General features: G+C 68.9%; 27 protein-coding genes and 1 riboswitch. Of the genes, 13 read left to right on the top strand and 14 right to left on the bottom strand.

The annotated features are described in order from the left end of the window. Positions 1-1,476, top strand: a complete 1,476-nt coding sequence (locus tag D7D52_RS36310; protein ID WP_120743474.1) for an RNB domain-containing ribonuclease — start codon at positions 1-3, stop codon at positions 1,474-1,476. On the opposite strand, the gene D7D52_RS36315 is transcribed toward D7D52_RS36310, so the two are convergent. After that, entirely contained in the window at positions 1,443-2,819 is a 1,377-nt protein-coding gene (locus D7D52_RS36315) for an MFS transporter (RefSeq protein WP_120743475.1), read from the bottom strand. The genes D7D52_RS36310 and D7D52_RS36315 overlap by 34 nt on opposite strands. On the opposite strand from D7D52_RS36315, the gene D7D52_RS38405 reads away from it, so the two are divergent. Both D7D52_RS38405 and D7D52_RS36325 read left to right on the top strand, forming a co-directional pair. After that, positions 2,740-2,916 (top strand): hypothetical protein, encoded by a 177-nt coding sequence (locus D7D52_RS38405; RefSeq protein WP_162958095.1) that lies wholly within the window; start codon positions 2,740-2,742, stop codon positions 2,914-2,916. The genes D7D52_RS36315 and D7D52_RS38405 overlap by 80 nt on opposite strands. Positions 2,917-3,098: 182 nt before the next feature. Next, on the top strand, positions 3,099-3,653 hold the full coding sequence (locus tag D7D52_RS36325; RefSeq protein ID WP_120743476.1) for an HNH endonuclease signature motif containing protein: 555 nt from the start codon (positions 3,099-3,101) through the stop codon (positions 3,651-3,653). 403 nt (positions 3,654-4,056) lie between these two features. Here the strand turns inward: D7D52_RS36325 and D7D52_RS36330 are convergent, their stop codons facing one another. The 9 genes from D7D52_RS36330 to D7D52_RS36370 all read right to left on the bottom strand — a co-directional run bounded on the left by D7D52_RS36330 (position 4,057) and on the right by D7D52_RS36370 (position 11,850). Then, positions 4,057-4,428 carry a hypothetical protein gene (locus D7D52_RS36330; RefSeq protein ID WP_120743477.1) on the bottom strand — a complete coding sequence of 124 codons (372 nt, stop codon included), beginning with the start codon at positions 4,426-4,428 and terminating at the stop codon, positions 4,057-4,059. Positions 4,429-4,569: 141 nt separating this feature from the next. Further along, positions 4,570-4,905 carry a DUF732 domain-containing protein gene (locus D7D52_RS36335; RefSeq protein WP_162958824.1) on the bottom strand — a complete coding sequence of 112 codons (336 nt, stop codon included), beginning with the start codon at positions 4,903-4,905 and terminating at the stop codon, positions 4,570-4,572. Between the two features lie 51 nt (positions 4,906-4,956). Then, a complete protein-coding gene (locus tag D7D52_RS36340; protein ID WP_120743479.1) occupies positions 4,957-6,060 on the bottom strand; it encodes a glycosyltransferase in 1,104 nt (367 codons plus the stop codon). A 9-nt stretch (positions 6,061-6,069) separates the two neighbouring features. After that, entirely contained in the window at positions 6,070-7,026 is a 957-nt protein-coding gene (locus tag D7D52_RS36345; protein WP_120743480.1) for an alpha/beta hydrolase, read from the bottom strand. Continuing rightward, positions 7,023-7,901 (bottom strand): PIG-L deacetylase family protein, encoded by an 879-nt coding sequence (locus tag D7D52_RS36350; RefSeq protein ID WP_120743481.1) that lies wholly within the window; start codon positions 7,899-7,901, stop codon positions 7,023-7,025. Before D7D52_RS36350 ends, D7D52_RS36345 begins: the two co-directional genes overlap by 4 nt. Positions 7,902-7,984: 83 nt before the next feature. After that, positions 7,985-8,893: a hypothetical protein gene (locus tag D7D52_RS36355; RefSeq protein ID WP_120743482.1), complete on the bottom strand. Its 909-nt coding sequence runs from the start codon at positions 8,891-8,893 to the stop codon at positions 7,985-7,987. Further along, positions 8,890-9,249 (bottom strand): RidA family protein, encoded by a 360-nt coding sequence (locus D7D52_RS36360; protein WP_120743483.1) that lies wholly within the window; start codon positions 9,247-9,249, stop codon positions 8,890-8,892. The genes D7D52_RS36355 and D7D52_RS36360 overlap by 4 nt, the downstream gene beginning before the upstream one ends. Next, positions 9,246-10,478 carry an alpha-hydroxy acid oxidase gene (locus tag D7D52_RS36365; RefSeq protein ID WP_120743484.1) on the bottom strand — a complete coding sequence of 411 codons (1,233 nt, stop codon included), beginning with the start codon at positions 10,476-10,478 and terminating at the stop codon, positions 9,246-9,248. The genes D7D52_RS36360 and D7D52_RS36365 overlap by 4 nt, the downstream gene beginning before the upstream one ends. A gap of 202 nt (positions 10,479-10,680) precedes the next feature. Then, a complete protein-coding gene (locus D7D52_RS36370; protein WP_120743485.1) occupies positions 10,681-11,850 on the bottom strand; it encodes a type 2 periplasmic-binding domain-containing protein in 1,170 nt (389 codons plus the stop codon). Between the two features lie 119 nt (positions 11,851-11,969). Here D7D52_RS36370 and D7D52_RS36375 point away from each other — a divergent pair, with 119 nt between their 5' ends. Beyond that, positions 11,970-12,551: a TetR/AcrR family transcriptional regulator gene (locus tag D7D52_RS36375; protein WP_162958825.1), complete on the top strand. Its 582-nt coding sequence runs from the start codon at positions 11,970-11,972 to the stop codon at positions 12,549-12,551. 8 nt (positions 12,552-12,559) lie between these two features. Here D7D52_RS36375 and D7D52_RS36380 read toward each other — a convergent pair whose 3' ends face one another. Further along, positions 12,560-13,414 carry a serine hydrolase gene (locus D7D52_RS36380; protein WP_162958826.1) on the bottom strand — a complete coding sequence of 285 codons (855 nt, stop codon included), beginning with the start codon at positions 13,412-13,414 and terminating at the stop codon, positions 12,560-12,562. 270 nt (positions 13,415-13,684) lie between these two features. On the opposite strand from D7D52_RS36380, the gene D7D52_RS36385 reads away from it, so the two are divergent. Further along, a complete protein-coding gene (locus D7D52_RS36385) occupies positions 13,685-14,215 on the top strand; it encodes a hypothetical protein (protein WP_120743488.1) in 531 nt (176 codons plus the stop codon). Positions 14,216-14,287: 72 nt separating this feature from the next. Here D7D52_RS36385 and D7D52_RS36390 read toward each other — a convergent pair whose 3' ends face one another. Further along, complete coding sequence (locus tag D7D52_RS36390) at positions 14,288-14,944, bottom strand: SDR family oxidoreductase (protein WP_120744725.1); 657 nt, start codon at positions 14,942-14,944, stop codon at positions 14,288-14,290. 79 nt (positions 14,945-15,023) lie between these two features. Between D7D52_RS36390 and D7D52_RS36395 the strand changes: the two genes are divergently transcribed. From D7D52_RS36395 to D7D52_RS36420, 6 genes are all read left to right on the top strand, one after another. Beyond that, entirely contained in the window at positions 15,024-15,926 is a 903-nt protein-coding gene (locus D7D52_RS36395; RefSeq protein ID WP_120743489.1) for a LysR family transcriptional regulator, read from the top strand. 97 nt (positions 15,927-16,023) lie between these two features. Further along, on the top strand, positions 16,024-16,650 hold the full coding sequence (locus tag D7D52_RS36400) for an FMN-dependent NADH-azoreductase (protein ID WP_120743490.1): 627 nt from the start codon (positions 16,024-16,026) through the stop codon (positions 16,648-16,650). Continuing rightward, positions 16,628-17,887 carry an MFS transporter gene (locus D7D52_RS36405; RefSeq protein ID WP_222932747.1) on the top strand — a complete coding sequence of 420 codons (1,260 nt, stop codon included), beginning with the start codon at positions 16,628-16,630 and terminating at the stop codon, positions 17,885-17,887. The genes D7D52_RS36400 and D7D52_RS36405 overlap by 23 nt, the downstream gene beginning before the upstream one ends. 27 nt (positions 17,888-17,914) lie before the next feature. Beyond that, a riboswitch (SAM riboswitch) is annotated at positions 17,915-18,025 on the top strand. A 13-nt stretch (positions 18,026-18,038) separates the two neighbouring features. Beyond that, complete coding sequence (locus D7D52_RS36410; RefSeq protein ID WP_120743491.1) at positions 18,039-18,827, top strand: AfsA-related hotdog domain-containing protein; 789 nt, start codon at positions 18,039-18,041, stop codon at positions 18,825-18,827. Further along, positions 18,824-19,549, top strand: a complete 726-nt coding sequence (locus D7D52_RS36415; protein ID WP_120743492.1) for an HAD family hydrolase — start codon at positions 18,824-18,826, stop codon at positions 19,547-19,549. Before D7D52_RS36410 ends, D7D52_RS36415 begins: the two co-directional genes overlap by 4 nt. Further along, positions 19,543-20,397, top strand: coding sequence for a hypothetical protein (locus D7D52_RS36420; RefSeq protein ID WP_120743493.1), 855 nt, complete (start codon positions 19,543-19,545; stop codon positions 20,395-20,397). The genes D7D52_RS36415 and D7D52_RS36420 overlap by 7 nt, the downstream gene beginning before the upstream one ends. A gap of 9 nt (positions 20,398-20,406) precedes the next feature. Here D7D52_RS36420 and D7D52_RS36425 read toward each other — a convergent pair whose 3' ends face one another. Then, positions 20,407-20,799: a DoxX family protein gene (locus D7D52_RS36425; RefSeq protein WP_120743494.1), complete on the bottom strand. Its 393-nt coding sequence runs from the start codon at positions 20,797-20,799 to the stop codon at positions 20,407-20,409. 143 nt (positions 20,800-20,942) lie between these two features. Here D7D52_RS36425 and D7D52_RS36430 point away from each other — a divergent pair, with 143 nt between their 5' ends. Together D7D52_RS36430 and D7D52_RS36435 are read left to right on the top strand one after the other, a co-directional pair. Next, positions 20,943-21,599: a hypothetical protein gene (locus D7D52_RS36430; RefSeq protein WP_120743495.1), complete on the top strand. Its 657-nt coding sequence runs from the start codon at positions 20,943-20,945 to the stop codon at positions 21,597-21,599. A 49-nt stretch (positions 21,600-21,648) separates the two neighbouring features. Next, complete coding sequence (locus tag D7D52_RS36435; RefSeq protein WP_162958827.1) at positions 21,649-22,305, top strand: hypothetical protein; 657 nt, start codon at positions 21,649-21,651, stop codon at positions 22,303-22,305. On the opposite strand, the gene D7D52_RS36440 is transcribed toward D7D52_RS36435, so the two are convergent. Next, the gene (locus tag D7D52_RS36440; protein WP_120743497.1) at positions 22,295-23,314 is read right to left on the bottom strand and encodes an NADP-dependent oxidoreductase; all 1,020 of its coding nucleotides are present in this window, start codon (positions 23,312-23,314) and stop codon (positions 22,295-22,297) included. The two genes, D7D52_RS36435 and D7D52_RS36440, sit on opposite strands and share 11 nt — an antisense overlap. Between the last annotated feature and the right edge of the window lie 109 nt (positions 23,315-23,423).

The following is a 23,423-nucleotide window of genomic DNA, read 5'->3' on the forward strand; positions in this document are numbered from 1 at the left end:
GTGGAACTGCATCAAAGGATCGTGTCGGCACCGGTGGATTTCGGTGCCGTCCGAACCGAATTCGGATTGGCCGCGGACTACCCTGCCGCGGCTGTCTCGGAGGCCCGCGACGCGGTCGACGCGTTCGCGGGCGCCCGAGCCGATCGGCGGGAGATTCCGCTGGTCACCATCGATCCCCCGGGCGCCATGGATCTGGACCAGGCGCTGTACCTGGAGCGCACCGGGAGCGGATTTCTGCTCTACTACGCCATCGCCGATGTGGCCGCGCTGGTCGCGCCCGACGGCCCGCTGGCGCGTGAATCGCTGACCCGCGGTCAGACCTTCTACTTTCCCGACGGCACGGTCCCGCTGCACCCGCCGGTGCTCGCGGAGGACCGGGCCAGCCTGCTGCCCGGCGTGGACCGCCCCGCCGCGCTGTGGACCATCGAATGCGATGCGAACGCCGCGCCGCTGCGCTGGTCGGTGACGCGCGCCCTGGTCCGCTCCCGCGCCCGCCTGGACTACGCCGGCGTGCAGGCCGACGCCGACGCCGGCCGCCCGCACCCGTCGATCGCGGCCCTGCCGGAATTCGGCCGCCTGCGCATCGAGGCCGGAATTCGGCGCGGCGCGATCACATTGCGCCTGCCCGCCCAAACCGTGGTCCGCGATGACGAGCAAACCGGAATCGACCATTGGCAATTGGCCATCGAACCGCGCACCGCGGCCGACGATTGGAACGAACAGGTCTCGTTGCTGACCGGCATGTGCGCGGCCCGAATCATGCTCGACGGGAATAACTCCAACGGCTCCGGCAACCCGCATCGGACGGGTTTGCTGCGCACCATGCCCTCGCCCGCCCCCGCCGCCCTCGAGTCCATGCGCCGCACCGCCGCGGCCCTGGGCGTCGCCTGGCCGGCGCAGGAATCGGCGGCCCGCATGCTGGCCACCCTGGACTGCAATACGCCCGCCGCCCTGGTGCTCATGTCCGAGGCGACCGGCCTACTGCGCGGCGCGTCGTACACCATCCTCGACGGCCAGGCCCCGGATACCGTGCAGCACAGCGCGATCGGCGCACCCTACGCGCACGTGACCGCCCCGCTGCGCCGCCTGGCCGACCGCTACGCCACCGAGATCTGCCTGGCGTACTGCGCGAAAACCGATGTGCCGCAATGGGTCGGCGACGGCCTGGCCCCGGTCGCCGACACCATGCGCCGCACCGACGCGCTGGCCGGCAAGGTCGAGCGCGCCTGCGTGGATCTCACCGAGGCCACCGTGCTGTCACCCAAGGTGGGCAGCGACTTCGACGCGGTCGTGCTGCGCGAGGCCAATGGCACCCGCGCGGCCGAGATCTTCGTCGCCGACCCGCCGGTGCTGGCGAAATGCACGGGCGACCCGCCGGAGGGGCAGGACATCCGGGTCCGGTTGACCACCGCCGATCCCGCCACGCGCACGGTCACTTTCGGCTATCCGGCGGCGAGCGAACCCACCGCGTCCTGACCGCCGGTAGCCCTGACGGGCGCGGGCTCGATCGTCTCGGCCTCGGGAATCTCGGTGCCGTGCAACGAGGTTCCCGCCGTCTCCCGCAGGAAGGCCCACGCGATCAGCCCGATCAGCGACGCCGCCACCAGGTACACGGCCGGAAACAGCGTCCAGCCGGTCCGCTCGATCACCGCCTCGTTCACCAGCGGCGCGGTCCCGCCGAACAGCGCCGTGGACACGTTGTAGCCCAACGCGAATCCCGCGTAGCGCACGTGGGTGGGGAAGATGGCCGGGAAGGTCGCGCTGATGGTGGCCAACTGCGGGACGTACAGCAGTCCCACCACGATGAATCCCAGGACCGCCCAAGCGATTCCGCGTCCCATCAGCCAGTACATCGGCACCGCGAGCACCGACAGCCCGATCAGCGACACCAGCCACACCGGCCGCCGCCCGACCCGGTCGGACAGCCGTCCGAAGAACGGCAGCGCCACCATCATCGCCACCTGTCCGATCAACATCATTGCGGTAGTGGTGGATTCGTCCAGGCCGAGGGTGCGCTGCAGATAGGTCGGCTGATAGGTCAGCAGCGTGTAGTTGACCACGTTCAGCGCGACCACCAGCCCGATCAAGGTGAGCACCTCACGCCGGTAGGTGGTGAGCACCTCGCGCAGTCCGCTGCGCGGGGCGTCCTGCTCCGGCTGCTCCGCCAGTTCGGTGAACACCGGCGATTCGTCCAGCTTGGCCCGCAGATACCAGCCGGTCAGGCCGAGCGGCACGGCCAGCAGGAACGGAATTCGCCATCCGCCCGCGTACATGGCATCCGACCCGAGCGCCACCTGACAGGTCAGCACCACCGCCGACCCGCCGACGAACCCGGCCATCGTGCCGAATTCGAGAAAACTACCCAGAAAACCGCGTTTGCGGTCCTGCGCGCATTCGGCGAGATAGGTAGCCGCGCCGCCGTATTCGCCGCCGGTCGAGAATCCCTGCACCACACGCAAGGTGATCAGCAGAATCGGCGCGAGCACCCCGGCGGTCGCATGGGTCGGCAGGATTCCGATGGCCCCGGTCGCCGCCGCCATCAACAGAATCGTGGTCGCCAGCACCGCTTTCCGGCCGATCCGATCCCCGAGCGGCCCCCACACCATGCCGCCCAGTGGCCGCAGCACGAACGACACCGCGAACCCCAGCATGGTTCCCAGCGTCCCCAATTCGCCGGGAAAGAACGCGGCGGTCAGATAACTGGCGGTGGCGGCGTACACGCCGTAGTCGAACCATTCGGTGGCATTTCCCATCGCGCTCGCCGCGACCGAGCGCCGCAAGGGAAATCCGATCCTGTCCGACTCCGATGAAACTCGCATGAACAAGTTCGATACCCAGGCTCACGATCCGCAAACACCCGGCATCCGCGCCGGTGCGCCGGCACCCGCGCTCAACAGCGGTCAAACCCGTTTGTGATCAACATCCCTCAGGCCGGGGCAGCGGTATCCCTCAGTGCCTGTCCGCCAACTGATCATTTCCGTTGGCGGGCGAGGCGGCGGGACATGAGGATGATCATCGACCAGGTGACCATGGCTTCGTGGTGTTCGGGCAGTCGTTCGTAGTCACGGACGCATCGACGCACCCATCGCGGACTGCCCGTGCAGATCACCCTCACCATGAGCCTGGCCGATCTGGAACGCGGTGCCGGGATCGCGACCACCGCCACCGGCGGCCACATCTCCATCAACGAAGCACTCAAAATGGCTGCCGGCAGCAAGCCGGTGCTGGCCGTGCTCGACGGGGACGGGATTCCGCTCTACCTGGGGCGTAGCCGCGAACGGCTCGCCACCCCCGGGCAACGGCTGGCGTTGATCGCCCGCGACAAAGGCTGCACGCATCCCGACTGCGACGCACCAGCAGCGATGTGCGCTGCCCACCACGTCGTCGATTGGGCCAAAGGCGGGCCCACCGACCTCGACAATCTGGCGTTGGTGTGCGATCACCACCACGCGATGGTCAACGACAGCGAGTACGGGTGGACCACGGTCATGATGGGCAGCGATTCCCCGCATCGTGGGCGGGTGGGCTGGATCGCGCCAGCAGCGGTCGATCCGTCGCGTACGCCTCGGGTGAACGAGAAACATCACGCGGGTGAGCGGGTCGCCACTAGCATCGCCGCGAGCTGCCACCAGTGGGGTCCACGGGCCGCATGAACCCCGGGGCCGCTGTTCCACCCCGGGCGTGCGCAGAGCAAACAGAACAGTGTGGTGGCGTCGCCTGCCCTGCCGGACCGGGGCTGACGCCCAGTCGCGAGCCGTAGCCAGCGATCCCGGCCCACGGACTGCACGCATCACCTTCTCGAGACAACCGAACAACTACATCTCCGAGAAACCGAGCGCTGCAAGTTCTTTGACAACTCCACAGAGACAGATCCACGGCCCGGTGGGCGAGTGTGCTGGAAGGTGAGCGAGGATGGTGGGTGAGTGTGCTGGGAGGCGCGAGCTGTTCCCGGTGGCGGCTGGTGGGTGAGAGGGCCTCGCAGGCTCGGCCACCCTCTCTCCCTCCTCCAGGCCGTCTTTTATCTTTTCTTCTTTTGGCTTTTCGTCTTTGAGGCTTTCAGACTTCGAGGGTCTCCTCGATGTCCCGAAGCCGATGGCGGGCAAGCGCGAGGTTGCCACGCGAACGGTCCAGGGCGACATACAGAAACAACCCATTCGACCGCCGACCATGCAACGGCCGCACCAGGTGATACTGGCTGCTCAGGCTGATGAGAATGTCTTCGATCTGCTCACTGAGCCCGAGCTGCTCGATGGTCCGGAGCTTGGCCCGCACCACCTCGGTGAGCCCGGCCGCGGCCGTCTCGATACTCAGGCTCTTGGTGCCGCCCAGCACCCCCAACGCCATCCCGCTGCCGTAATCGACGACGGCGGCGCCGATCGCGCCGTCGAGCATCATCATGTCTTTCAGGGCAATATCCAACTCCGCCATGGAGTTTCCTCTCCCACGCTGACGGTCATCGCGCGGTGACGCTACGCCCGTCGGATCGGGGCGGCAGGCATTTGCCGAAGAATTCCGGTGGGTATGCGAAAGGGCGCTGCCGAACCGACAGCGCCCTCGAGCATCGACGGCTCAGCCGCACAGGCTTCCCGGAGCGGTGGCCGCGTCCAGGAACAGCACGGCCTCCTCCTTCTCGGCCGCTCCACCCGGAAGACCTTCCGACAGCTGCTCCCTGGTCACCCCCGACGCCAGCGCCGAGCAATCGGCCTTGCCGACATCGACGGCCGCCAGCTGCTGATCCAGATCGTTGAGCAGCTCACCGTGCGCCTGCAGATAACTCACGAACACCTGCTCCTGCGCCGTGAGGGCCCGCTCCGCTCCGGCCACCCCCGTCGCCGCCCCGACCAGCAGTGCAACCCCGGCAGCCATCACTCCGAAACCCGAAGCGAGACGGCTCTTTTTACCCACGAACTCTCCTTCAACATCGAACGAACCCGGCGAGCCTACCGCGTGCCCGAGCTAGGTACGCGGGAAGTGCGCCAGGGTCTCCAGGTCGGCGGCGATCTCGTCGAGGGTTGGCATGGCGGCCATTTCGGCGGCGACCTCGCGGGCAGCGGTGGCCAGGGCCGGGTCGGTGATCAGGCGGGTGATGCGGGCAACGGTGATGCGGCGCGGCGGGACGGACAGGCCACAGCCCCGCTCCTGAACGAGCTTGGCGTTCCAGCCGCGATCGCCGGTGTCGGGGGCGAGGATCTGCGGCAGTCCGGCGCGCAGCGCGGCGTAAACCGAGCCCGCGCCACCGTGGTTGATCATGGCGTCGCAGGTTCGCAGGGCGTCGCTGAGCACTGTCCAGCCGATCGTGCGAATGTTCGGCGGCAGCGTCGCGCGGCGGGTGACGCCGTCATCGGGTCGCACGATGACGAATTCGGCGTCCACGGCCGGGGCCGCGCGGACGACCGAGCGGAGGAACGGGGTCGCGCGATCACCGAGCATGGTGCTGCGGGTGACCAGGATGCGCGGGCGGTCGGCCCGGCCGGTGAGCCAGTCGGGCATGGGCGGGCCGTTGGTGGAGAACGGAACATACTGCATCGGCCGACCGGGGATGGACACGATGCTCGGGGGCGCGATACTCAATGCGGTCGCATCCCGGACCTGTGGCGCGGACAGTCGTTCCAGCAGTCCCGCGCAGACTCGCTCCCCATGATCGAGCCCGACATTGTGCAGCACCGCAGGCGTTTTCGACTCCGCGGCTGCGATCGCGGCCACGGCGGCGAAGGGTTCGTGCACGATCAGATCCGGCGCGAAATGCTCGGTCAGCGCACGCACCCGACTCCGCATCCCCTCGTTCACCGGTGCGAACACCCGCGCCGCCACCGCCGGATCCGCCGACCCCACAATGGCATTGCGGGCCGCGATCGGATGCAACGCCAAGGCGCGGAGGGGAACCCGCACGCTCATGGGATCCGCGACGGTCACCGTGGGCAGCCGCTCACGCAGGACAGCCACCACGTCGTCACCCGAGCCCAGCATCACCTCGTGCCCGGCCGCGCGCAGGTGCAAGGCCAGCGGCAGCATCGGAAAGGCGTGGCCGATCAGCGGGGTGGCGATGAACAGGACTCGCATGGTGTCGTTTCACACTCCGAGCGCGGCGGCCAGCACCGGCCACCCGGCGGCCAGGTGATCGTGCCAGTAGGGCCAGCTGTGGGTGCCGGCCGGGGTCAGGTCGTAGGTGGCGGGGATACCGAGGTCGCCGAGTTCGCGCTGCAGGACCGCGGTGCACAGGCGAGTACCGAATTCGATTGCCCCGCCCTCGAATACGACATCGGGCAGGTCGGGAGTGCCGGCGTTCTCGTGCTCGCCGGGCAGTCCGGAGGCCGCGTAGACGTAGAGCGATTTGCCGCGCAGGCGGTCGGCGTGGGCGAGCACATCGTGTGCGGCCCAGTCGGGATCGTCCGCGGCGCCCCACATGTTCTGCGGGTCGGAGCCGCCGGTGCCGATGATGTAGCGCAGTTCAGCCTGCCCGACCGCATCGGCGGTGTTGTAGCAGCCGCTCAATGCCGCGACCGCCCGATACAGGGCGCCGGAGCGCTCGGCCAGCATCATGGCGGCCTGTGCGCCCATGGAGATGCCGACGATCGCATTGCGCCCGTTGCCGTCGAAGCGGTCGTCCAGCAGCGGCGGCAGCTCCTGGGTCAGCAGCGTCTCCCATTTCTGGTGTCCGCGCACGGAGTCGTCGCGCTGCCAGTCGGTGTAGTAGCTGCCCGCGCCGCCGACCGGCAGCACCACGTTCACGTCCTTGTCGGTGAAGAAGTCGACCGCGCCGCCTTGGAAGGTCCAGTCGTTCTGATCCGGGCGGGCGGAGTCGATGCCCTCCAGCAGGTACACGGTGGGGCGGGGCACCGAAGGGTGCGGTGGCAGCAGCACATCGACCTGCACCGTGCCGCCCATAGCGGGCGAGTCCACGAAGACCTGCAGCCAGCGGTCGGTCACGGCGACCACGTGATCGATACGCGCGATGGTCTCGGCCCGTGCCGTCGCCGGTGCGACCACCGCGCCGAGCAGTACCGCCAGCACCGCGAGCCATCTCATTGCTGTCCTTCCGGCCGAAACTGCCAGATCAGCTCGCCGCCACGGACCGTGTGGGCTCGACGGAGCAGGCTGTGCAGCGCCGATTCTCCCCCCAAAGCCGCTGTCTGCGTGCGGTATTCGCTGACCGCGTCCAGCTTCGCGGATTCGGCGGCGGCGTCGACGGGAGACGCGGTCATGTGCCATTGTCCGTCCCGCGCCGAATGCCCTGCGAGAGCGACCGGATCCGGCCCGCGCGCCAGCGCCGAGGTGGCCTCCAGCTCGAATCCCGCACGCGGACTGGCCCATGCGGGCGCACCGCGAATGGGAAACGGCCGCAGCCGAGACACCGGATGCCGTCGGCGATTGCGCTCGGACAGCGCGTTGAAATCCTCGTAGAACAGCAGCCGCGACGCCCGCTCCGGCATGGCGAGCAGCGCGCCGACCGCGACGATCACATGATCCACGTGATTGCCGATCCCCAAGGGCGCCAGCACAATCGTGTCCGGCGTCGCCAGCACGTCGCGGATCGCGCGCTGCACGGTCGCGGGATACTCACCTCGCGCCAAATCAGGGCTGGTGCGAAACAACGGCAACGGCCCCCGTGGCGGCGGATCTCGAAACAGCCGCTCCGACAATCCGAGTCGCTCCGGCCGGGCCCCCAGCAGCGCCAGCGCCCGGTCGTCCTCCCGGACTCTGGTCTCGTAGTCCGAGAACGCCCGCATCCGTCCCCCGCCGGAAGCGGCCCCCGCCGCGGAGAACACGGTCAGCACCTCGACCGGCTGCCCCCGCCCGGCGCACCCCGCGATCAGCCCGCCGACCGACAACACCGCGTCATCGAAATGCGGCGACACCACGACCACGCGGCCCGCGGTATCGAGCATTCGAGACACATCCATCGGGCACTCCTCGACTCTCACCGTACCGATCCGTCCGATCACGCTCAACGAATCGATGCGGTGAGAGCCCGTCGCGGAGCGGCTCAGCCTCTTTCGAGAATGGTGGTCACCAGCATGGTGTGGTCCTCGAGCCGCCGCCGCACCGTCCACCCGAGTTCGGCGAACGCCCGCTCGTACTCCTGCCGCGTCCACAGCCGCACCCCGGTGACCGCGTGATAGATCTCGTAGGTGGGCGAGAACCACGGCTGCTGAGTCCAGTACGGCGCCTCCAGCAGGTATCCGTCACCGATCACCAGCCGGGTCAGATTGGGAAACCAGGTCATCCAGCCGCGCAGCACCGCGGCGATGCCGTCGCCGTCGCTGGCCAGCTGATGCAGCAGGAAGAACGACATGGCGGTGGTGACCCGCTGCCGGTCGACGGCGGCCAGCCAGGCGGGCGGATCGGATTCGGGTTGTACGGACCCGGCCAGCAGGGTGATGCGGTCGGCGAGGCCGCGTTCGGCGACTTCGGTGCGTGCCGCTTCGATCACGCCGTCTTCGATATCGACGCCCAGGAACCGCTCCGAGGCCGCGATCCCGGCCAGTGCCAGCACCCGTCCGGCGTCGGCGCACCCGAGATCGATGGTGGTGCCCGGGGTTCCGGCCGCGATGGCGTGGCCGATGGCTTCGAAGATCTCCGGCCGCCGCCGCGCGATATCGGTGCAGCCGCGCGCCACCTCACCGGGTTCGGTTGCGGCGGGAATGAATTCGAGATGCGGACTGTCGGACAACTGCCGGAAGGTGGGCTCCCAGCCGCGCACCAGCCCCTCGGCCACGGTGTGCTGAATGCCGGTGGTGGGCGCGGTGGTGTCGCCGCCCAGCAGGGTGACCCACCACCCCCAGTCGTCGGCGGCCGCGATGAGCTGCCCGGCGGTCTGACCCTCGATGACGTCGCGAATGGTGAAATCGCCGATATGGGAAGGAGAATGGACGAGCGGAGTGACTGCGGTCATGATCGATCTTCCTGAGCGGTGGCGACGGCGATCGCCTGGATTTCGATGAGCAGCCCGTCGATGGGCAGGGTGGTGACGGTGGTGATCCGCGCCGGTGCGGCCGTCGGGAAGTAGGTGCGGAACACGGTGTTCCAGGCCGGGAACCAGCGGCGCTCGGCGAGGTAGCACTCCAGTCGCAGGATCCGGTCGCGGCCGCTGCCCGCCGCGGCGAGTGCGGTGTCGAGTTGGCGGAACACCTCGGTGGCCTGGCCTTCGAAGTCGGCGGTGGTGACGGTGAGGGTGTCCGGGTCGACGGCGGCCAGCCCCGAGGTGAATACCAGGCCGGACGCGCTGCGCGCCAAGGGAAAAGCACTCATGTCGCCGCCCTAATGACGCGGCCGGTGTCGATATCGACGAGGGTGCGGGCGCCCGAGAGGATCATCAGGGTGCGCAGCTCCTCGGTGAGAAGCTCCAGCACCCGATCGACTCCGGCTTCCCCCGCTGCGGCCAGCCCATAGATGGCGGCGCGGCCGATGATCACCGCGTCCGCGCCGAGCGCCAGCGCCAGGTACACATCTGCGCCGGTGCGGATCCCGCTGTCGAGCAGAATGGGCACCTCCGGCCCGACCGCCGCCCGGATACGCGGCAGCATGTCGAGGCTGGCCGGCGCCGGATCCACCTGCCGCCCACCGTGATTGGACACCACCAGCGCGGCGGCTCCGATGTCCAGTGCCCGTTCGGCCGCGGCGGGGGTGAGCACCCCCTTGGCGATCCACGGCAACCCGAATCCGGCGGCGGCTGCGGCCAGCTCGGCCCAATCCCACACCAGGCCACCGCGTTTGAGCAGCTGACCGAACACCTCCGCCACCCCGGGCGCACCGTCCGCGCCGGTGAGATTCCCCGCGAAGTGCCGTTGATCCGGGTCGAAGCGATTGGCCATATTGCGGGTCCGGAATCCGCCGACCGGACAGTCCAGGGTGACGCACAGCGCCTCGTAACCCAGCCGCGCCACCCGCTCGGCCACCAGCGCGGCATGTCCGAAGGGATGCACCTGCGCGATGCGGGCGGCCTGCGGCGCGGCCGCCCGCACCCGCTGATAGGAGAAACTGCCCGCCTCCGGCACGACGGACAGCGCTCCCCGCGCCTGCGCGGCCCGCGCCACCGCGGGATGCCCATCCGGGTGGAACAGCGCGTCACCACCGAACGGAGCGGTGAGAATCGGTGTCGCCAAGGGCATCCCGAACAGTGAATTCAAGGCGGCGCCGAACAATCCGGACCCGCCGATGGCGATGGCCGAGGCCGCCACCGCGTATTCGAGCAGCAGATTCCAGCCGACGAGAAATGCCGGCGCCTCGCCCAGCGTGCCGCGCGTGTAGGTGTAGGCGCTGCCGGACAGCGGGGTCATGGACGCGAGTTCGCTGTAGCACAGCGCCACCAGCGCGCAAATGGCCCCGGCCAGCACGAACGACAGGACGATGGCCGGGCCCGCCTTGGTCGCGGCGGCAATGCCGGAGGTGACGAAGATGCCCGCGCCGACAATGGTGCCGACGCCCATGGCGATCAGGTCGAGGCGGCCGAGACTGCGGGTGAGAGTTGGTGCTGCCATTTCTGGAATCCATTCGGCGAGAATGCTTTTGAGGATGATGCATTCCAGTGAAACCGCCGGATCTTATGTGCCGGTGAACTCTCGTAACGACTGCGTTTCGGTGAATATGGCGCGGGGAACAAAAGTACTTTGATGTAGGCATATGCAATTGCGCGCGATCGGAAATATCGCGCGGCAATTCGAGGTATCGGATTGTTTTCGTTTATGCCGTCGTCGAGAACTGCTGGGCCGGTAGGGAGTCCGCGGCACGCGCCATTGCGCGCCGGCGGACGACTGCGGTGGCCGCGGCCACCAGGAACAAGACGGCCGCGGCAGCCGGTATCGCATCCCGCAGGGACGCGACGGTCGCGATCGCACCGAACCCGATCGTCGACACCGCCGCACACGCGTAGGCCACGCTCGCGAACCCGGCAGCGGCTCGCGCATGCTGGTCGGGAGCCGTTGCGGCACTGACGATCCGGAGCCCGCAGCGATAGGCGAGGCCCTGCCCGCACCCGGCGACCACGGCGCCGCACAGCAGCAACGCCAGACTCGGCATCCACGAAACCGCCGCCGCCACCGCGATTCCGGCGATGATGACGCCCTGCGCCACCACGGGCTCGGCGCGAATCCGATCCGGCGGCAGCGCACGCTGCGCCAGCCACGCGGCCACCAAATACAGCGTCACCGGCAGTGCCAGCACCGCGAGATTTGTGGTGCCCAGCAATTCCGCGCCGTAACTGGGCAGCAGCGCGACGACCAGTCCCGCCGACACCCAGGCGGCGATTCCGCTGAGATATCCGGCGATTCGTGGCTCGGGCGTCACCGATGCGGCAATGGCGGAACGCGTCGGCGCGGCGGGACGCACGGCCCGATCGCCGAGTACCGCCGGCGTCACCGCGGCGAGCAAGGCCGCGTGCGCGAGATACACGCTCACGCCGGGCGCGGGCAGATACTGCGCGATGGTCGCGGCCGCGATGGTTCCCAGCGCGGAACCCAGGACGGTGGCCACGGCCATGGCGGTGCGTCCGCGCTCGCCGGTGCGCTCCAGGATCAACCCCGCCAGCGATCCGGTCACGAGCCCGACCGACAGCCCCGCGCAGATCCGCGCCGCGACCACCGGCCACGGCGAATGCGCCAGCGCCATGGCCAGATCCGCGGCGAGACCGAACCCGCAGCCCACCCCGATGCGCCACCACCACGCCCGTCGTCCGGACGGGGTGCCCAGCAGCGCCAGCGTCGGGGTCAGCGCGAACAGGTAGGCGGCGAAGATGGCGGTGATGAGCAGGGGAGCCAGCGCCCAGGCGTGCCGGTAGTACGGCATCATCCCGGTCGCCATGTTCGGCTGCGCCATGATCAGCACCAGTAGCGCGCCCGGTGCGGCTGCCCGCATCCCGGCCTCCTAAGTGAGGAGATCTTCTCTGTTAAAGAATACGAAACTGAGAAGAACTTCTCTACTCGAGTGCCGCGCGACGCTCCGCGCCGGGATTCGCGCAGGATGGAGGCGTGCCCGTGAACACCCGCAGTGACGCCCAGCGCAGCCGCGTGCTGCTGGTCGACGCGGTCCAGAGCCTGTTGCGGACCGGCCGGATCGGCTTCTCCATCCCCGAACTCGCCGCCGCGGCCGGGGTCGGCGTGGCCACCGCCTACCGGCATTTCCCTACCCCGCAGGACGCGTTGCAGGCGTTCCACCGCCGTGCCATCGAGCAATTGGTCGAGGCCCTGGCCGCCGTGGACGCCGGAGCCGATCCGGTCGACCGGTTTCACCGCTGCTGCCACACCTGGGTCGAGCAGGCCGCGCAGTGGGGACCGGCGGTCCGCTACATCCGCAGCTCCAAGGGTTTCATCGAACGTCTCGCCGCCGGCGACGAATCGATCACCGCCCTGCACGACATTCTCACCGAGATCCTGAAATCCCTGGCGCGCCAAGGCAGAACGCCCGAACCCGATCTCACCTACGCGGTGCTGCTCTGGATCACCATCTTCGACGAACGCGTCGTCTACGACCTCATCGAGCATCGGCACTGGACCACCGCCGAGGTCACCGACCATCTCACCCGGGCGGTGGCCGGCGCCCTCGGCATCACCTTGTAGGCGGCCCCCTATTTCAACACGGTATGCAGCAGTTGCACTCCCGCGGTGAGCGCGTTGCCCGCCGCCGCCCAGCTGGTGCCGGCGGGCTGCTGTGAGAGCACCACCACCGCGTAGCGGTACGGCTGATCGGGGGAGGGGCTGACCAGGCCGGTGGTGTCGAGGGTCGTCGAGGTGCCCAGATCCATCCAGCCCTGCTTGACCGCCCAGCCGGCGCCGGTGAGGGCGTCGGGGATGCCGAAGTACTGATCGGTGCCGTCGGCGGCGGTCTGGGAGGTGTTGTGCAGGGCGCCCAGGATCAGATCCCGCGCGGAGTCCGGGATCTTGCTGTCGATGTAGTGGAAGACGGTCACGACATCGCGTGGGGTGGTGAGGGTTTCACCCCACTGCGCGGTGTCCTCGGGCGCGGTGGTGCTGGTCAGGCCGATGGCGGCGACCATCCGGTCGATGATGGCGTCGTTGCCGCCGGTGTCCCACAGCATGTCGGCGATGTCGTCGTCGCTGGTCGACAGCATCTGGGCGAGCTGGTCGGCGGTATCCGAATCCGGTTGCCAGTCCCGGCTTTTCAACGCGTCCAGGGTGATGAGCAGTTTCACCACCGAGGCGGTGTAGAACTGCTGATCGGCATTGAGGCTGGCGATGGGCGTGCCGGTGGTGGTGTCCACCACGTCGATGCCGACGCTGGTACCGGGTGAGGCGGCCTGAATGGCGGCCTGCATCTGCTGGGCGATGGCGGTGACCGAGATGGGATGCGGAACGATCAGCGTCGTGCCGGGCGCCGGGGTCTCGGGGACCTGATCCAGGCCTATCTGGTCGCGGGAGACGGCCAGGGCGCGCGGGGCGCCCAGCGATGCCAAGGAGATCACGGCGACGAAACTGCCGGCCGCGATCCAAGTCCACCGAGCGTGCGGTGAGCGGGCCTGAATCGAGGTCATAGACCATTACATCGACACGAACCTCGAGACATTTCCAGCGGAAGGCTGTCAATTTCCTGTTAACTGCGGATCGATCTGATCTCGGTTCGGCGACAGTTCTGAACAGCTAATTCCTCGCGAACTAAGATCACTACCGGGTCGGGATTCCTCCCGGTGGAGACAACAATGGGTACAAGTCGTGAGTTTCTCCGAAATGCCCTCGTGAAGAGCCTCGCCCTGATCGGATTCGGGGCGCTGGTCATGGCCGTGCCGGTGGTCGCGCATGCCGACGGCGACTACGGCAATGGATGTGTTGTGTTCTCCGACAACACATCAGCAACTGTGGACTCTCTACGCTTCAGATGTAGTCCCGCGCAACAGGACGCGATCTACCGCGACGCCCCGCGCGGCAATGTGCCTACCGGTGCGAAGGACGGCTGGGTGGCCTCGCCGCGCGAAATGCAGTCCTGGGCGCCGCTGTTCTGGATCGGCAAGGACTTCTACACCGGCCCCGGCGGCGGGTATCTGTTCAACCGGCTCACCGGCGCGGGCATCGAGGCCATCCAGGCCAATGTCTACACCGGGCCCTCGGTGGTGGACGGCGGCCCGACCTGGGTCCTCGACTACGCGCCGTCGCCGATCCCGCAGCTCTACGACGAGATCCGCGAGGTCGCGCCCGGCGTCTGGTTCGGCTACTCGTGGATGCGGCAGGGCGGCGGATACGCCCTGCAGCTGAGCTTCATCCTGGCCTGAGCGCACCGAAGCCGTTGCGCTCGTGGATGGCCGGGCGGCGATGTCGCGTGTTCCGCTGCCGCCCGGCTATTTTCACGCCCAGCGACCGCCGCCGTCGACGTGCAGGGTGGCGCCGGTCAGAAAGGGATTGGTCAGCGCCAGCAGCGCGGCCGCCGAGATATCCGCCGGACTGCCCACGCGGCGGGCCGGATTCGCGGCGGCGACCCCGGCGAGGAATTTCTCCTTGCCCGGCCCGTCCCACGCCCCGGAATCCACGATGCCGGGCGAAAGCGCGTTCACGCGTACGGGACCCAGCTCCACCGCAAGCGCGGCCGCTAGTGTCGCCGCCGCGGCATTGGTCGCGGCCATGACCGTGCGCCCCGCCGCGGGCCGCCAGGCGGCGACGCCGGAGAACAGCAGCATCGCCCCGCCGGGCCGGAATCGGGACGCGAATTGCTTGGCCAACAGCAGCGGCCCGACCACTTTGGCGTCGAACGCGCGCTGCACCGCGTCACGATCGAGTCCGGTGACCGGACCATTGGCGGGATCGGAGGCCAGCGTGACCAGGTAGTCCAGTTCCCCGACACGAGCGGCCAGCGCCTCGATCGTCGCCTCGTCGGACAGCTCCACCTCGGGCCGCCCTACCGAGATGACCTGCGCGCCTGCCGCTTTGGCATCGGCGGCGAGCTGTCGCGCGATACCGGAACCGCCGCCGATGATCACCATCGTCTTGTTCTGCAATGTCGTCATGCCAAGGGGAGCGTCGCGCGACCGCCCGATCATCCCATCGCGATCTGAAGGTTTTCGATGCCTCCCATAGAATTGCCGAATGCCAACTCTGCGCGCGCTGGAATGCCTGGTCGCCGTGCTCGATGCCGGGTCCATCACCGAAGCCGCGGCGGCGCTGCACATGTCGCAGCCCGCGCTGTCGCATCAGCTGGCCGCGCTGGAGCGGGAGATCGGCGCGCCGGTGCTGGAACGGCTGCCGCGCGGTGTGCGCGCCACCGTCGTCGGGCGGGCCGTAGCCGCCGATGCGCGCGCGGCGCTGTCCGCGGCACAGCGGGTGGTCACCACGGGCCGCGCCACTGCGCGCGGCGCGGGCGGACACCTGCGGGTGGCGTGCGCGGAGTCCATGACCGCGGGTCTGCTCGCCCCGGTGCTGCGTACCTGGCTGCGGCGAAACCCGCTGGTGGGCTTGGGACTCACTGAGGCGACCAGTGCCGACGAACTGGCCCGGTTGGTGGAAGCGGGGGAGGCGGATGTGGCGATCGGTCCACGCCCGACCCGCTGGAGCGGCAGCGTGGAGGTTATCGGCGTGGAGGAGATCGTGGCGGTGCTGCCGCCGGGACATCCGCTCGGGGAGCGCGCGTTCGTCGATTTCGAGCATCTGCGCGACGAGCCGCTGGTTCACTATCATCCCGACAACGGGCTGGCCGGATGGCTGGACGCCGAGGCGGCGCGCCACGGGGTCGCGCTCACGGCCGGCGTGCGTACCCGCCAGGCGGTGACGGCGGCGCGATTGGCGTCGGCGGGTCTTGGGGTGGCGCTGGTTCCGACCACGGCGCTGGTCGGTGGGACCGCGATGACACTGCGCCGCCTGCGGCCCGCCGTCGAGCGGGACCTGGTGTGCCTGATCGGAATTCCCGGGGATGTCCTCGTGAGCCGTTTCGTCGCGGAGGTGCTCCGGCGCGGCATCCCGATCCCCGCCGCGGTCGCGTCCGCACTGCGGTAGCGCGCGGCCGGGCCTTCGGATCAGTGCGCACGTAACCGTCGTGCCGGGTGGTCTCGGCTTGATAGACGTGGACTCCGTTGTCCACGAAAGGAATTCGATGACCACCCTGCTGCATATCAATGCCTCCGCCCGTGGCGCCCACAGCCAGTCCCGGGCGCTGGCGCGGACCTTCATCGACGGCTTGACCGCCCGCGATCCGGAGCTCACCGTCGACACCCTCGATCTGTTCGACGCCAAGCTCCCCGATTTCGGCACCCATGCGGCCGAGGCCAAGCTGGCGCTGTTCACCGGGCGCGATCAGACGCCCGAACAGCTCGCGGCCTGGGAGCAGGCGCGCACCGTGTTCGACCGCTTCGCCGCCGCGGATCTGTACGTCCTCAATATCCCGATCTGGAACGCGGGCGTGCCCTACATCTTCAAGCAGTGGGTCGACATCGTGACCCAGCCCGGCTGGGCGTTCAACTTCGACCCGCAGACCGGCTACTCGGGACTGCTCGGGCAGAAGCGGGCGGTGACCGTGTACACCAGCGGCGTACACCAGCCGGGCGTGCCGGTGGAGTTCGGCTCCGATTTCGCGACCCCGTTCGTCGCCGACTGGCTGAATTTCGTCGGCATCAAGGACATTTCGGAGATCCGCTTCGCGCCGACCGTGCTCACCGAGAATCCCGAAGCGGGCTTCGCCGCGGCCCAGGAGCGTGCGCGTGAGCTCGCCCTCGGCTACTGAGCCCGGCTGGGCCCCGACCGGGCGCACCGTCGCGGCCGTGTGCGCGGTCGGGATCCTGGTGGTCGGGCAGCTGTACGTGGTGCTGCCGGTGCTGAACAAGCTTGCGGCGGACTGGGATACGTCCAAGTCCGCGGCGACGTGGACCACCACCGCCTTCGGGCTGGCCTACGGCGTGGGATTCCTGGTGACCGGGCCGCTGTCGGACCGGTGGGGGCGGCGGCCGGTCATCGTCGGCGGACTGCTGGCCACCGTCGTGAGCTCGTTGCTGGTGGCTGCCGCGCCCGGCTTGGTCAGCGGACTGGCGGCGCGCATCCTGCAAGGGCTCACCGCGTCCTTCTTCGCCCCGGCCGCGTTCGCCTATCTCTCGGAACGCATCGCGCCGGAGCGTCGCGTCTTCGCGCTCACCTGCCTGACCAGTTCCTTCCTCGGGGCGGGGGTGGTGGCGCAGGTGCTGGCCCAGCTCATCGGCAACGCACTGGGCTGGCATGCCATCTTCGTGGCGGGCGCGATCGTGTTCGTGCTGTCGGCGGTGCTGCTACGGGTGGTGCTGCAAGCGCCGGCCGGTTCGGGAGATACGAACGAGACTGCGGCGAAAGATGATTCGACGCACGAGGGATCAGGGGTGCGAGGGGCGTTAGCGCCCTACGTGTTTCTGCTGCGGCAGTCGCGCCTGGCGCTGCTCTACCTGAGCTGCCTGGCCATCCTGGGCTCGTTCGTGGGCATCTACACCGGCATCCAACTCGCCCCGCCCGCGGGCATCGGTTCCGGCAATACGGCCCTGCTGGCATTGCGCGCCAGCGCGATTCCGGCCATGGTCGCGGTCCCGCTGCTCGCCGGGCGTCTGGGTTCGATCGCACCGGCGACCCGATTGGTCACCGCCTTGGCCGCGGCGGCGGTGGCGGTGGCGGTCACCACGATTCCCTGGGGCGGCGTCTGGGTCGCGGTGTGGTTGTTCGTGTTCGTGACCGCCGTCGCGGTCGCCGCGCCGGCGGCGGTGCAGGCGATCGCCGTGTCCGCGGGCGCGGCGCGCGGCACTGCCACGGCGCTGTACACCTTCGCCTTGTTCGTCGGGGCCAGCGCTGGACCGCAGCTCGCCAATCTGGCTGCCCGCGTGGGCTATTCGGCTGTCGCACTGTCGATGGCAGCGGCGGCGGCGGTCGGCGCGGCGCTGGCGCGGGCGGCGTCCCGCGCGCGAGTTCCGGTTTCGATCGGCGTGGTCGAAACTGTTCGTGAATAACACTGCGGCACATAACCTTTCGATCACGGTCATGAGTTCCAGTGTCAAGCCCCGGCTGACTGGGCGGCAACCCTCCACGACGGCGGGGTGCTCCGGGTGACGACCGGATGGCGGCGAGCGTCGCCATAAGCGTCTTGCTCTCGGAGGAAAAATGTCTGTAGCCCAGCTCGATTCGGCGACCGCGGTGATCGAGGAGGTGGCCCTCGGCGACGTGCTGCTGGTGGCCGACCGCTTCCGTGGCATCACCGCGGACGACCGGGCCTTCACGGTCTCGGGGCTGGTGGCCGCGCTGCGGGGCGGCCGATGGCGGGAGTCGGACCGGCCGCTGACCGTACGGCTCGGGCAGGGGGTGACGCGCCACGACCTCGACTACGTCGAACATGTGGCGCTCGTGCACGCCCCGGCCGGGCTGCGGGTCAGCGGGCCGGTCGACGAACCGGCCCCACGCCATCAGGTGCACAAGTATCAGCACTCGAATGTGCTGCTGGCCAATCTGATTCGCGAATCGGAGACCGAGTTCCGGGCCGATCTGCGCATTCACGGCGACAACGAACTGCTGCTGGACCATCAGACCGGCGAACACGTGCAGGGCATCGTCATCGTGGAGGCGGTGCGCCAGCTGTTTTTGGGCGCGTTCGAACTCGAATACGGCCGGCGCTGGCCCGAACAGCATTTCTACATCGTCTGGAACAGCATCGAATTGGAGTTCAAGTCCTTCCTGTTCCCGCTGCCCGCCAGCCTGCACGCGGTGCTCACCCCGGTGGCCGTCACCGATCCGGCGAAACTGGAGTTCGCCATCGAGGTGGACGTGCGCCAGCTCGACCGCAGTGTCGCCACCACGCGCATCACCTACGCGGCCCTGCCCAACGAGCGCATCTCGCAGATCGAACGGCACAAGGCGGCCAAGGCGATCGCGGCCTACCTGGGCGCGGTGGCATGACCGGCGAGCGCGGCGCGGCGTTCTTCGACGTCGACGAAACCCTGATCACCGTCAAGAGCATGTTCGCCTTCCAGCGCTTCTGGCTGGCCGAGAACGGCGACGACGGCAGTGAATACGCGCGACTGATCGACGAGATCAAACAGCGCGCCGCGGCGGGGGCGCCGCGGGAGGAGGTCAACCGGCACTACTACCGGGCCTATCGCGGGGTGCGGGCCGACGCACTGGCCGCCGCGGGCAGGCGATGGTTCGAGCAGTTCACCGCGGGCGGTGGGGCCTATTACTCGGAAGCTGTGAAAACCCTGCGCGCACATCGGGATTCGGGCCACGTCACGGTGCTGCTGTCCGGGTCGTTCGCGGCGGCCATCGCCCCAATCGCCGCCGCGGTCGGGGCGGATCACCTCATCGCCACCACCCCGCTGGTCGACGCGGCGGGCGTGCTCACCGGTGAGGTCGATCAACCCATGATCGGCGCCGCCAAGGCCGCGGCCGTCACCGAGTTTCTGCACCGGCACGCCATCGCACGCGAGAACAGTTACGGCTACGGCGATCACGCCAGCGATCTGCCGTTCCTGCGGGCCGTCGGGCATCCGGGCTATCGCGGAGACGACGCCGTGCTCGCCGCCCACGGCTTCGCGTGGACCCATCTCGGCGACCGGGTCGGCGACAGCGTCGATGATCCGGGCCGCCTTCTCTCCGACCAGGAAGCGCTGGCCGTATGGTGAACAAGAGCGTGAGCAAGAGCTACGACCTGACCCCGACCACCCAGGGGCCGCTGTATCCGCCGAGCGAAGTGCTCGACGCCGACGGCAATTTCATCGTCGAGGGCTATCTGGTGGTGCCCGGCCCGGACGGGAAACCGATCCGCCGGTGGGGCCGTGCCATCGTCGCCGCGGACACGCCCGTGCCGAAGTTCGGCGACCTGGCGGCCTACACGATCGTGCGGGAACTGCCCGCACGGCTGTCGGCGGCGGACGCGGGCAGTGTGCTGCACACCCTGCCACTGCCGTTGCCCGCCAACAACTATCCGATGGTGTTCGCCCCCGATCAGCTCCCCGACGCGGACACCGTGCGGCGGCCCAGCTACCCGTTCCATCGGACGCCGATCCCGGATCTGCGGCCCGAGGACGGACGCAAACTCACCACGCCGGTCACTCTGGGGGACTGGCTGGGCGCCCGCGGCACGCTGGAGGTCACCGTCGACGACGCGGCCCGTCACGGCGAGTTCCGGTTCCAGTTCAGCGGCCTGATCCCGGATTCGCTGTACACGGTGATGTCGCTGCGCGCCAAGGATCTCGACCGGGACGCGCCGACTCGGCCGGGGCCGCTGGGTGTTCCGAACGTCTTCGTCACCGATGAGCACGGGGCCGCCGCCTATCGTGCGGTGCTGCCCAATCCGTTCCCGGATCCGGCGCTGCCGGGGGCCAATCGGATCATCAGCGTGGTGGTGCTCTGGCAGAGCTATCAGCAGAACTATGGCGGCGCGATCGGGCACTTCGGGCTGGGCGGCGATATTCACGCCCAGCTCAAGCTGCCGGATCCGGTGTTCGAGGAGTTCGTGACCCGGGACTGACGCGGTCGATCACCGCGCGCCGCGGTACACCTTGCGTGCGGTGATCACCATCGGGACCTGCAGCGGGAGACGCAGCAGCGCACCGACTTTCAGCGGCGTCGGCTTGTCGCTGCGCCACCAGTCGGCGGCCATGTACAGGTTGCCGGGGAAGACGCCGATGAAGATCAGCGCGGCCAGCCGGGCGCCCAGACCGCGGGTGCGGGGGACCGCCAGCAGCGCGCCGGCGGTCAGCTCGGCCGCGCCCGAGACGTGGGTGTAGGTGCGGGGTTTGCCGGGCAGCTGGGGCGGGATGAGGGTGTCGAAGGGCTTGGGGGCCACGAAATGCAGGGCGCCCATGCCGAGCAGGAGGCCCGAGAGGGCCAGGGCTCGAGTGCGGACCGCGCTGCCGGAGGTGTCTGCCATCGCTGGAGCATAACTGGTCGGTATGTATTGACCGTTTGGCCATGGCCTTCCGCGTTTCCTCCCGGTGTGTCGGCGTCGCGGGTAGCCGATCGCGAAGCGGTAACGCACAATTAGGCTGCTGTCCGGCTCGAGCAGGGGAAGTTATGAAGGCGCACAAAGGGCTTGCGGTGGCCCTGCTGGTGATCGGACTGATCACGGGATGTTCCAAGGAGTCGGCCAAACATCCGGGCAACGCTCCGGCACAGGAGGTTCCGCAGCCCACGGCGCATGTGAAGGACGGCGCCGTCCCCGTCGGACCGGGACCGCAGTCGAACTATTCCGTGCAGGCCCAGCCCGCCCCCGGCAGCTGCCACTATCGCAAGACCTCCGACGGGCAGCCGCTCCCGGATCCGGCCTGTACACCCGGCGCGACCAATCCCAAAGTGACAGCGGCGAACCTGGCCGAGACCATCTGTAAATCCGGCTACACCGCCACGATTCGGCCCGGCACCTCGGTCACCAATACCGAGAAGGTCGCCAACGCCAAGTCCTACGACTACACCGGCGACCTGAAGGACGCGGAGTACGACCACCTGATCTCGCTGGAACTCGGCGGCGACCCCGACGATCCGCGCAACCTGTGGGTGGAGCCGCCGTCACCGGGCCATCAGGCCGGCGCAGGACCGAACAATCCCAAGGACGGCGTCGAGGGCAAACTGCACACCCTGGTGTGCGGCGGCAAGGTGGCGCTCGCCGACGCCCAGTCCGCCATCGCCACCGACTGGACCACCGCGCTCGCCAAGGTCGGCTTCCCCAGCTAGCAGGCGCAAAGCCCCTCGCCGCCGGTCCCGCCGGGCCTACCATCGAACGATGTCAGCGCCGCAGGACGGCTCGACGATGATCGAGGGCCGGGTTGTGCACAAGGTGAGCAACGCCTTGCAGATCACCTTCCACGCGGGGCCCGGTGATCCGCTCGCCGTCGGGGTGCAGGGGGCGGGCAACGGGTTCGGCGCCAAGACCGCGATCCTGTTCGGCTTCAAGAACGGCGGCACCGGCACGCATCGGCTCACCTACCGCGACGGGTCGGTGGTGTGGGTGCAGTCGCGGGATTCCGCGCCGACGATATTGAGCCGCGGGGACGGCACCGCGCTGGGCACCATCCAGCGCGCCGACACCTCCACCGCGGTGGGGTCCACGGCCGGAACGCTTTTCCACTTCGTGCCCGATCCGGAGGAACCGCGCACCCCGGAACTGTTTCGCCTGCTGGTGCTCGACCGCATGGGCGCCGAAACCGCCCGGCTCGACGTGATCCGCACCGTCGGCGGCTGGACCGTGCGCCGGTTGGTCGAGGACCTCTACAACGAATCGATCTGGTGGGACCGGGCGGGCCAGCCCCTGCCCGTCCCCATTCTCGGCACCCGGCTGTGGCTGAAACACGCACCCGATCCGGTGGAACGGGATGTGCTGCTGGGCGCGTGCGTCGACATCACGCTGGGCCTGCGGCCCTACGTCGCGGTCATGAAATAGCCGATACCTCGACCACCAGCTTGCCGCGGTTCTTCCCGGTCAGCAGGCCCTGGAAGGCTTCCACGGCATGATCGAGGCCCTCGACGACATCCTCGAGGTAGCTGAGCTTGCCCTCGGCGATCCACTGTGCGGCGGCGGGAATGTATTCGGCGGCCTGGCTCATGAATTCGGAGACGATGAAGCCGCGCACGGTGAGGCTCTTGCGCAGAATGTTCGACATCAGCAGGGGCAGCCGGTCCGGGCCGGGCGGCAGATCGGTGTCGTTGTAGTTGGCGACCAAGCCGCATACCGGGATTCGCGCGTACTGGTTGAGCCGCGGCAGCACCGCATCGAAGACCGCGCCGCCGACGTTCTCGAAGTACACGTCGATGCCGTCGGGGGTGGCGGCGGCCAGCTGCTCGGCGAAATCGGGGGCGCGATGGTCGATCGCGGCATCGAAGCCGAAGTGATCGCGCAACAGCGCCACCTTCTCGGGACCGCCCGCGATGCCGACCGCCCGCGCGCCCTTGATCCTCGCGATCTGGCCGACGGTCGCCCCGACCGGGCCGGTGGCGGCGGCGACCACCACGGTCTCGCCCGGCTCGGGCCGGCCGATGGTCATCAGGCCCGAATAGGCGGTGATGCCCGGCATGCCCAGCACGCCGAGCGCGGTGGTCAGCGGGGCCAGCGCCGGATCCAGCTTCCGCAAGGTGGCGGCCCGCTCGACCGAATGGGTCTGCCAGCCGCCGTAGCCGAGCACCACATCGCCGGGACGTAGTGCGGGATCGTCGGATTCGAGCACGCGCGAGACGGTGGCCCCGCACATGGTCTGGCCGATCTCCACCGGCGGCGCGTACGAGGGCGCGTCGCTCATGCGGCCGCGCATGTAGGGATCCAGGGACAGGTACAGCGTCTGCAGCAGCGCCTCGCCCGGTTTCGGTGCCTCCAACTCGACCGTCTCGGTGCGGAAATTCTCCTGCTCGGGCCTGCCGACCGGCCGGGAGGCCAGGACTATCCGGGTGGACTTCATCGTCGGAACCTTTCGATGGACAACCCTTACATTCTGGATATTCTGCACCGCGGTGTCAGGCGAGTTCCGTCGCCCGGGACGGCGAGGCGGCGCGGGAACGAAAAGTGTT

Origin of the sequence: Nocardia yunnanensis (genome assembly GCF_003626895.1) — a bacterium.
Taxonomy (GTDB): Bacteria; Actinomycetota; Actinomycetes; order Mycobacteriales; family Mycobacteriaceae; genus Nocardia; species Nocardia yunnanensis.

What these genes read in the sequence shown, in the direction of transcription:
- D7D52_RS36315 (WP_120743475.1), bottom strand. Translation starts at nt 2,819, where the DNA reads ATGCGAGTTTCATCGGAGTCGGACAGGATCGGATTTCCCTTGCGGCGC.
- D7D52_RS36330 (WP_120743477.1), bottom strand. Translation starts at nt 4,428, where the DNA reads ATGGCGGAGTTGGATATTGCCCTGAAAGACATGATGATGCTCGACGGC.
- D7D52_RS36340 (WP_120743479.1), bottom strand. Translation starts at nt 6,060, where the DNA reads ATGCGAGTCCTGTTCATCGCCACCCCGCTGATCGGCCACGCCTTTCCG.
- D7D52_RS36345 (WP_120743480.1), bottom strand. Translation starts at nt 7,026, where the DNA reads ATGAGATGGCTCGCGGTGCTGGCGGTACTGCTCGGCGCGGTGGTCGCA.
- D7D52_RS36350 (WP_120743481.1), bottom strand. Translation starts at nt 7,901, where the DNA reads ATGGATGTGTCTCGAATGCTCGATACCGCGGGCCGCGTGGTCGTGGTG.
- D7D52_RS36355 (WP_120743482.1), bottom strand. Translation starts at nt 8,893, where the DNA reads ATGACCGCAGTCACTCCGCTCGTCCATTCTCCTTCCCATATCGGCGAT.
- D7D52_RS36360 (WP_120743483.1), bottom strand. Translation starts at nt 9,249, where the DNA reads ATGAGTGCTTTTCCCTTGGCGCGCAGCGCGTCCGGCCTGGTATTCACC.
- D7D52_RS36365 (WP_120743484.1), bottom strand. Translation starts at nt 10,478, where the DNA reads ATGGCAGCACCAACTCTCACCCGCAGTCTCGGCCGCCTCGACCTGATC.
- D7D52_RS36370 (WP_120743485.1), bottom strand. Translation starts at nt 11,850, where the DNA reads ATGCGGGCAGCCGCACCGGGCGCGCTACTGGTGCTGATCATGGCGCAG.
- D7D52_RS36390 (WP_120744725.1), bottom strand. Translation starts at nt 14,944, where the DNA reads ATGACGACATTGCAGAACAAGACGATGGTGATCATCGGCGGCGGTTCC.
- D7D52_RS36395 (WP_120743489.1), top strand. Translation starts at nt 15,024, where the DNA reads ATGCCAACTCTGCGCGCGCTGGAATGCCTGGTCGCCGTGCTCGATGCC.
- D7D52_RS36400 (WP_120743490.1), top strand. Translation starts at nt 16,024, where the DNA reads ATGACCACCCTGCTGCATATCAATGCCTCCGCCCGTGGCGCCCACAGC.
- D7D52_RS36410 (WP_120743491.1), top strand. Translation starts at nt 18,039, where the DNA reads ATGTCTGTAGCCCAGCTCGATTCGGCGACCGCGGTGATCGAGGAGGTG.
- D7D52_RS36415 (WP_120743492.1), top strand. Translation starts at nt 18,824, where the DNA reads ATGACCGGCGAGCGCGGCGCGGCGTTCTTCGACGTCGACGAAACCCTG.
- D7D52_RS36420 (WP_120743493.1), top strand. Translation starts at nt 19,543, where the DNA reads ATGGTGAACAAGAGCGTGAGCAAGAGCTACGACCTGACCCCGACCACC.
- D7D52_RS36425 (WP_120743494.1), bottom strand. Translation starts at nt 20,799, where the DNA reads ATGGCAGACACCTCCGGCAGCGCGGTCCGCACTCGAGCCCTGGCCCTC.
- D7D52_RS36430 (WP_120743495.1), top strand. Translation starts at nt 20,943, where the DNA reads ATGAAGGCGCACAAAGGGCTTGCGGTGGCCCTGCTGGTGATCGGACTG.
- D7D52_RS36435 (WP_162958827.1), top strand. Translation starts at nt 21,649, where the DNA reads ATGTCAGCGCCGCAGGACGGCTCGACGATGATCGAGGGCCGGGTTGTG.
- D7D52_RS36440 (WP_120743497.1), bottom strand. Translation starts at nt 23,314, where the DNA reads ATGAAGTCCACCCGGATAGTCCTGGCCTCCCGGCCGGTCGGCAGGCCC.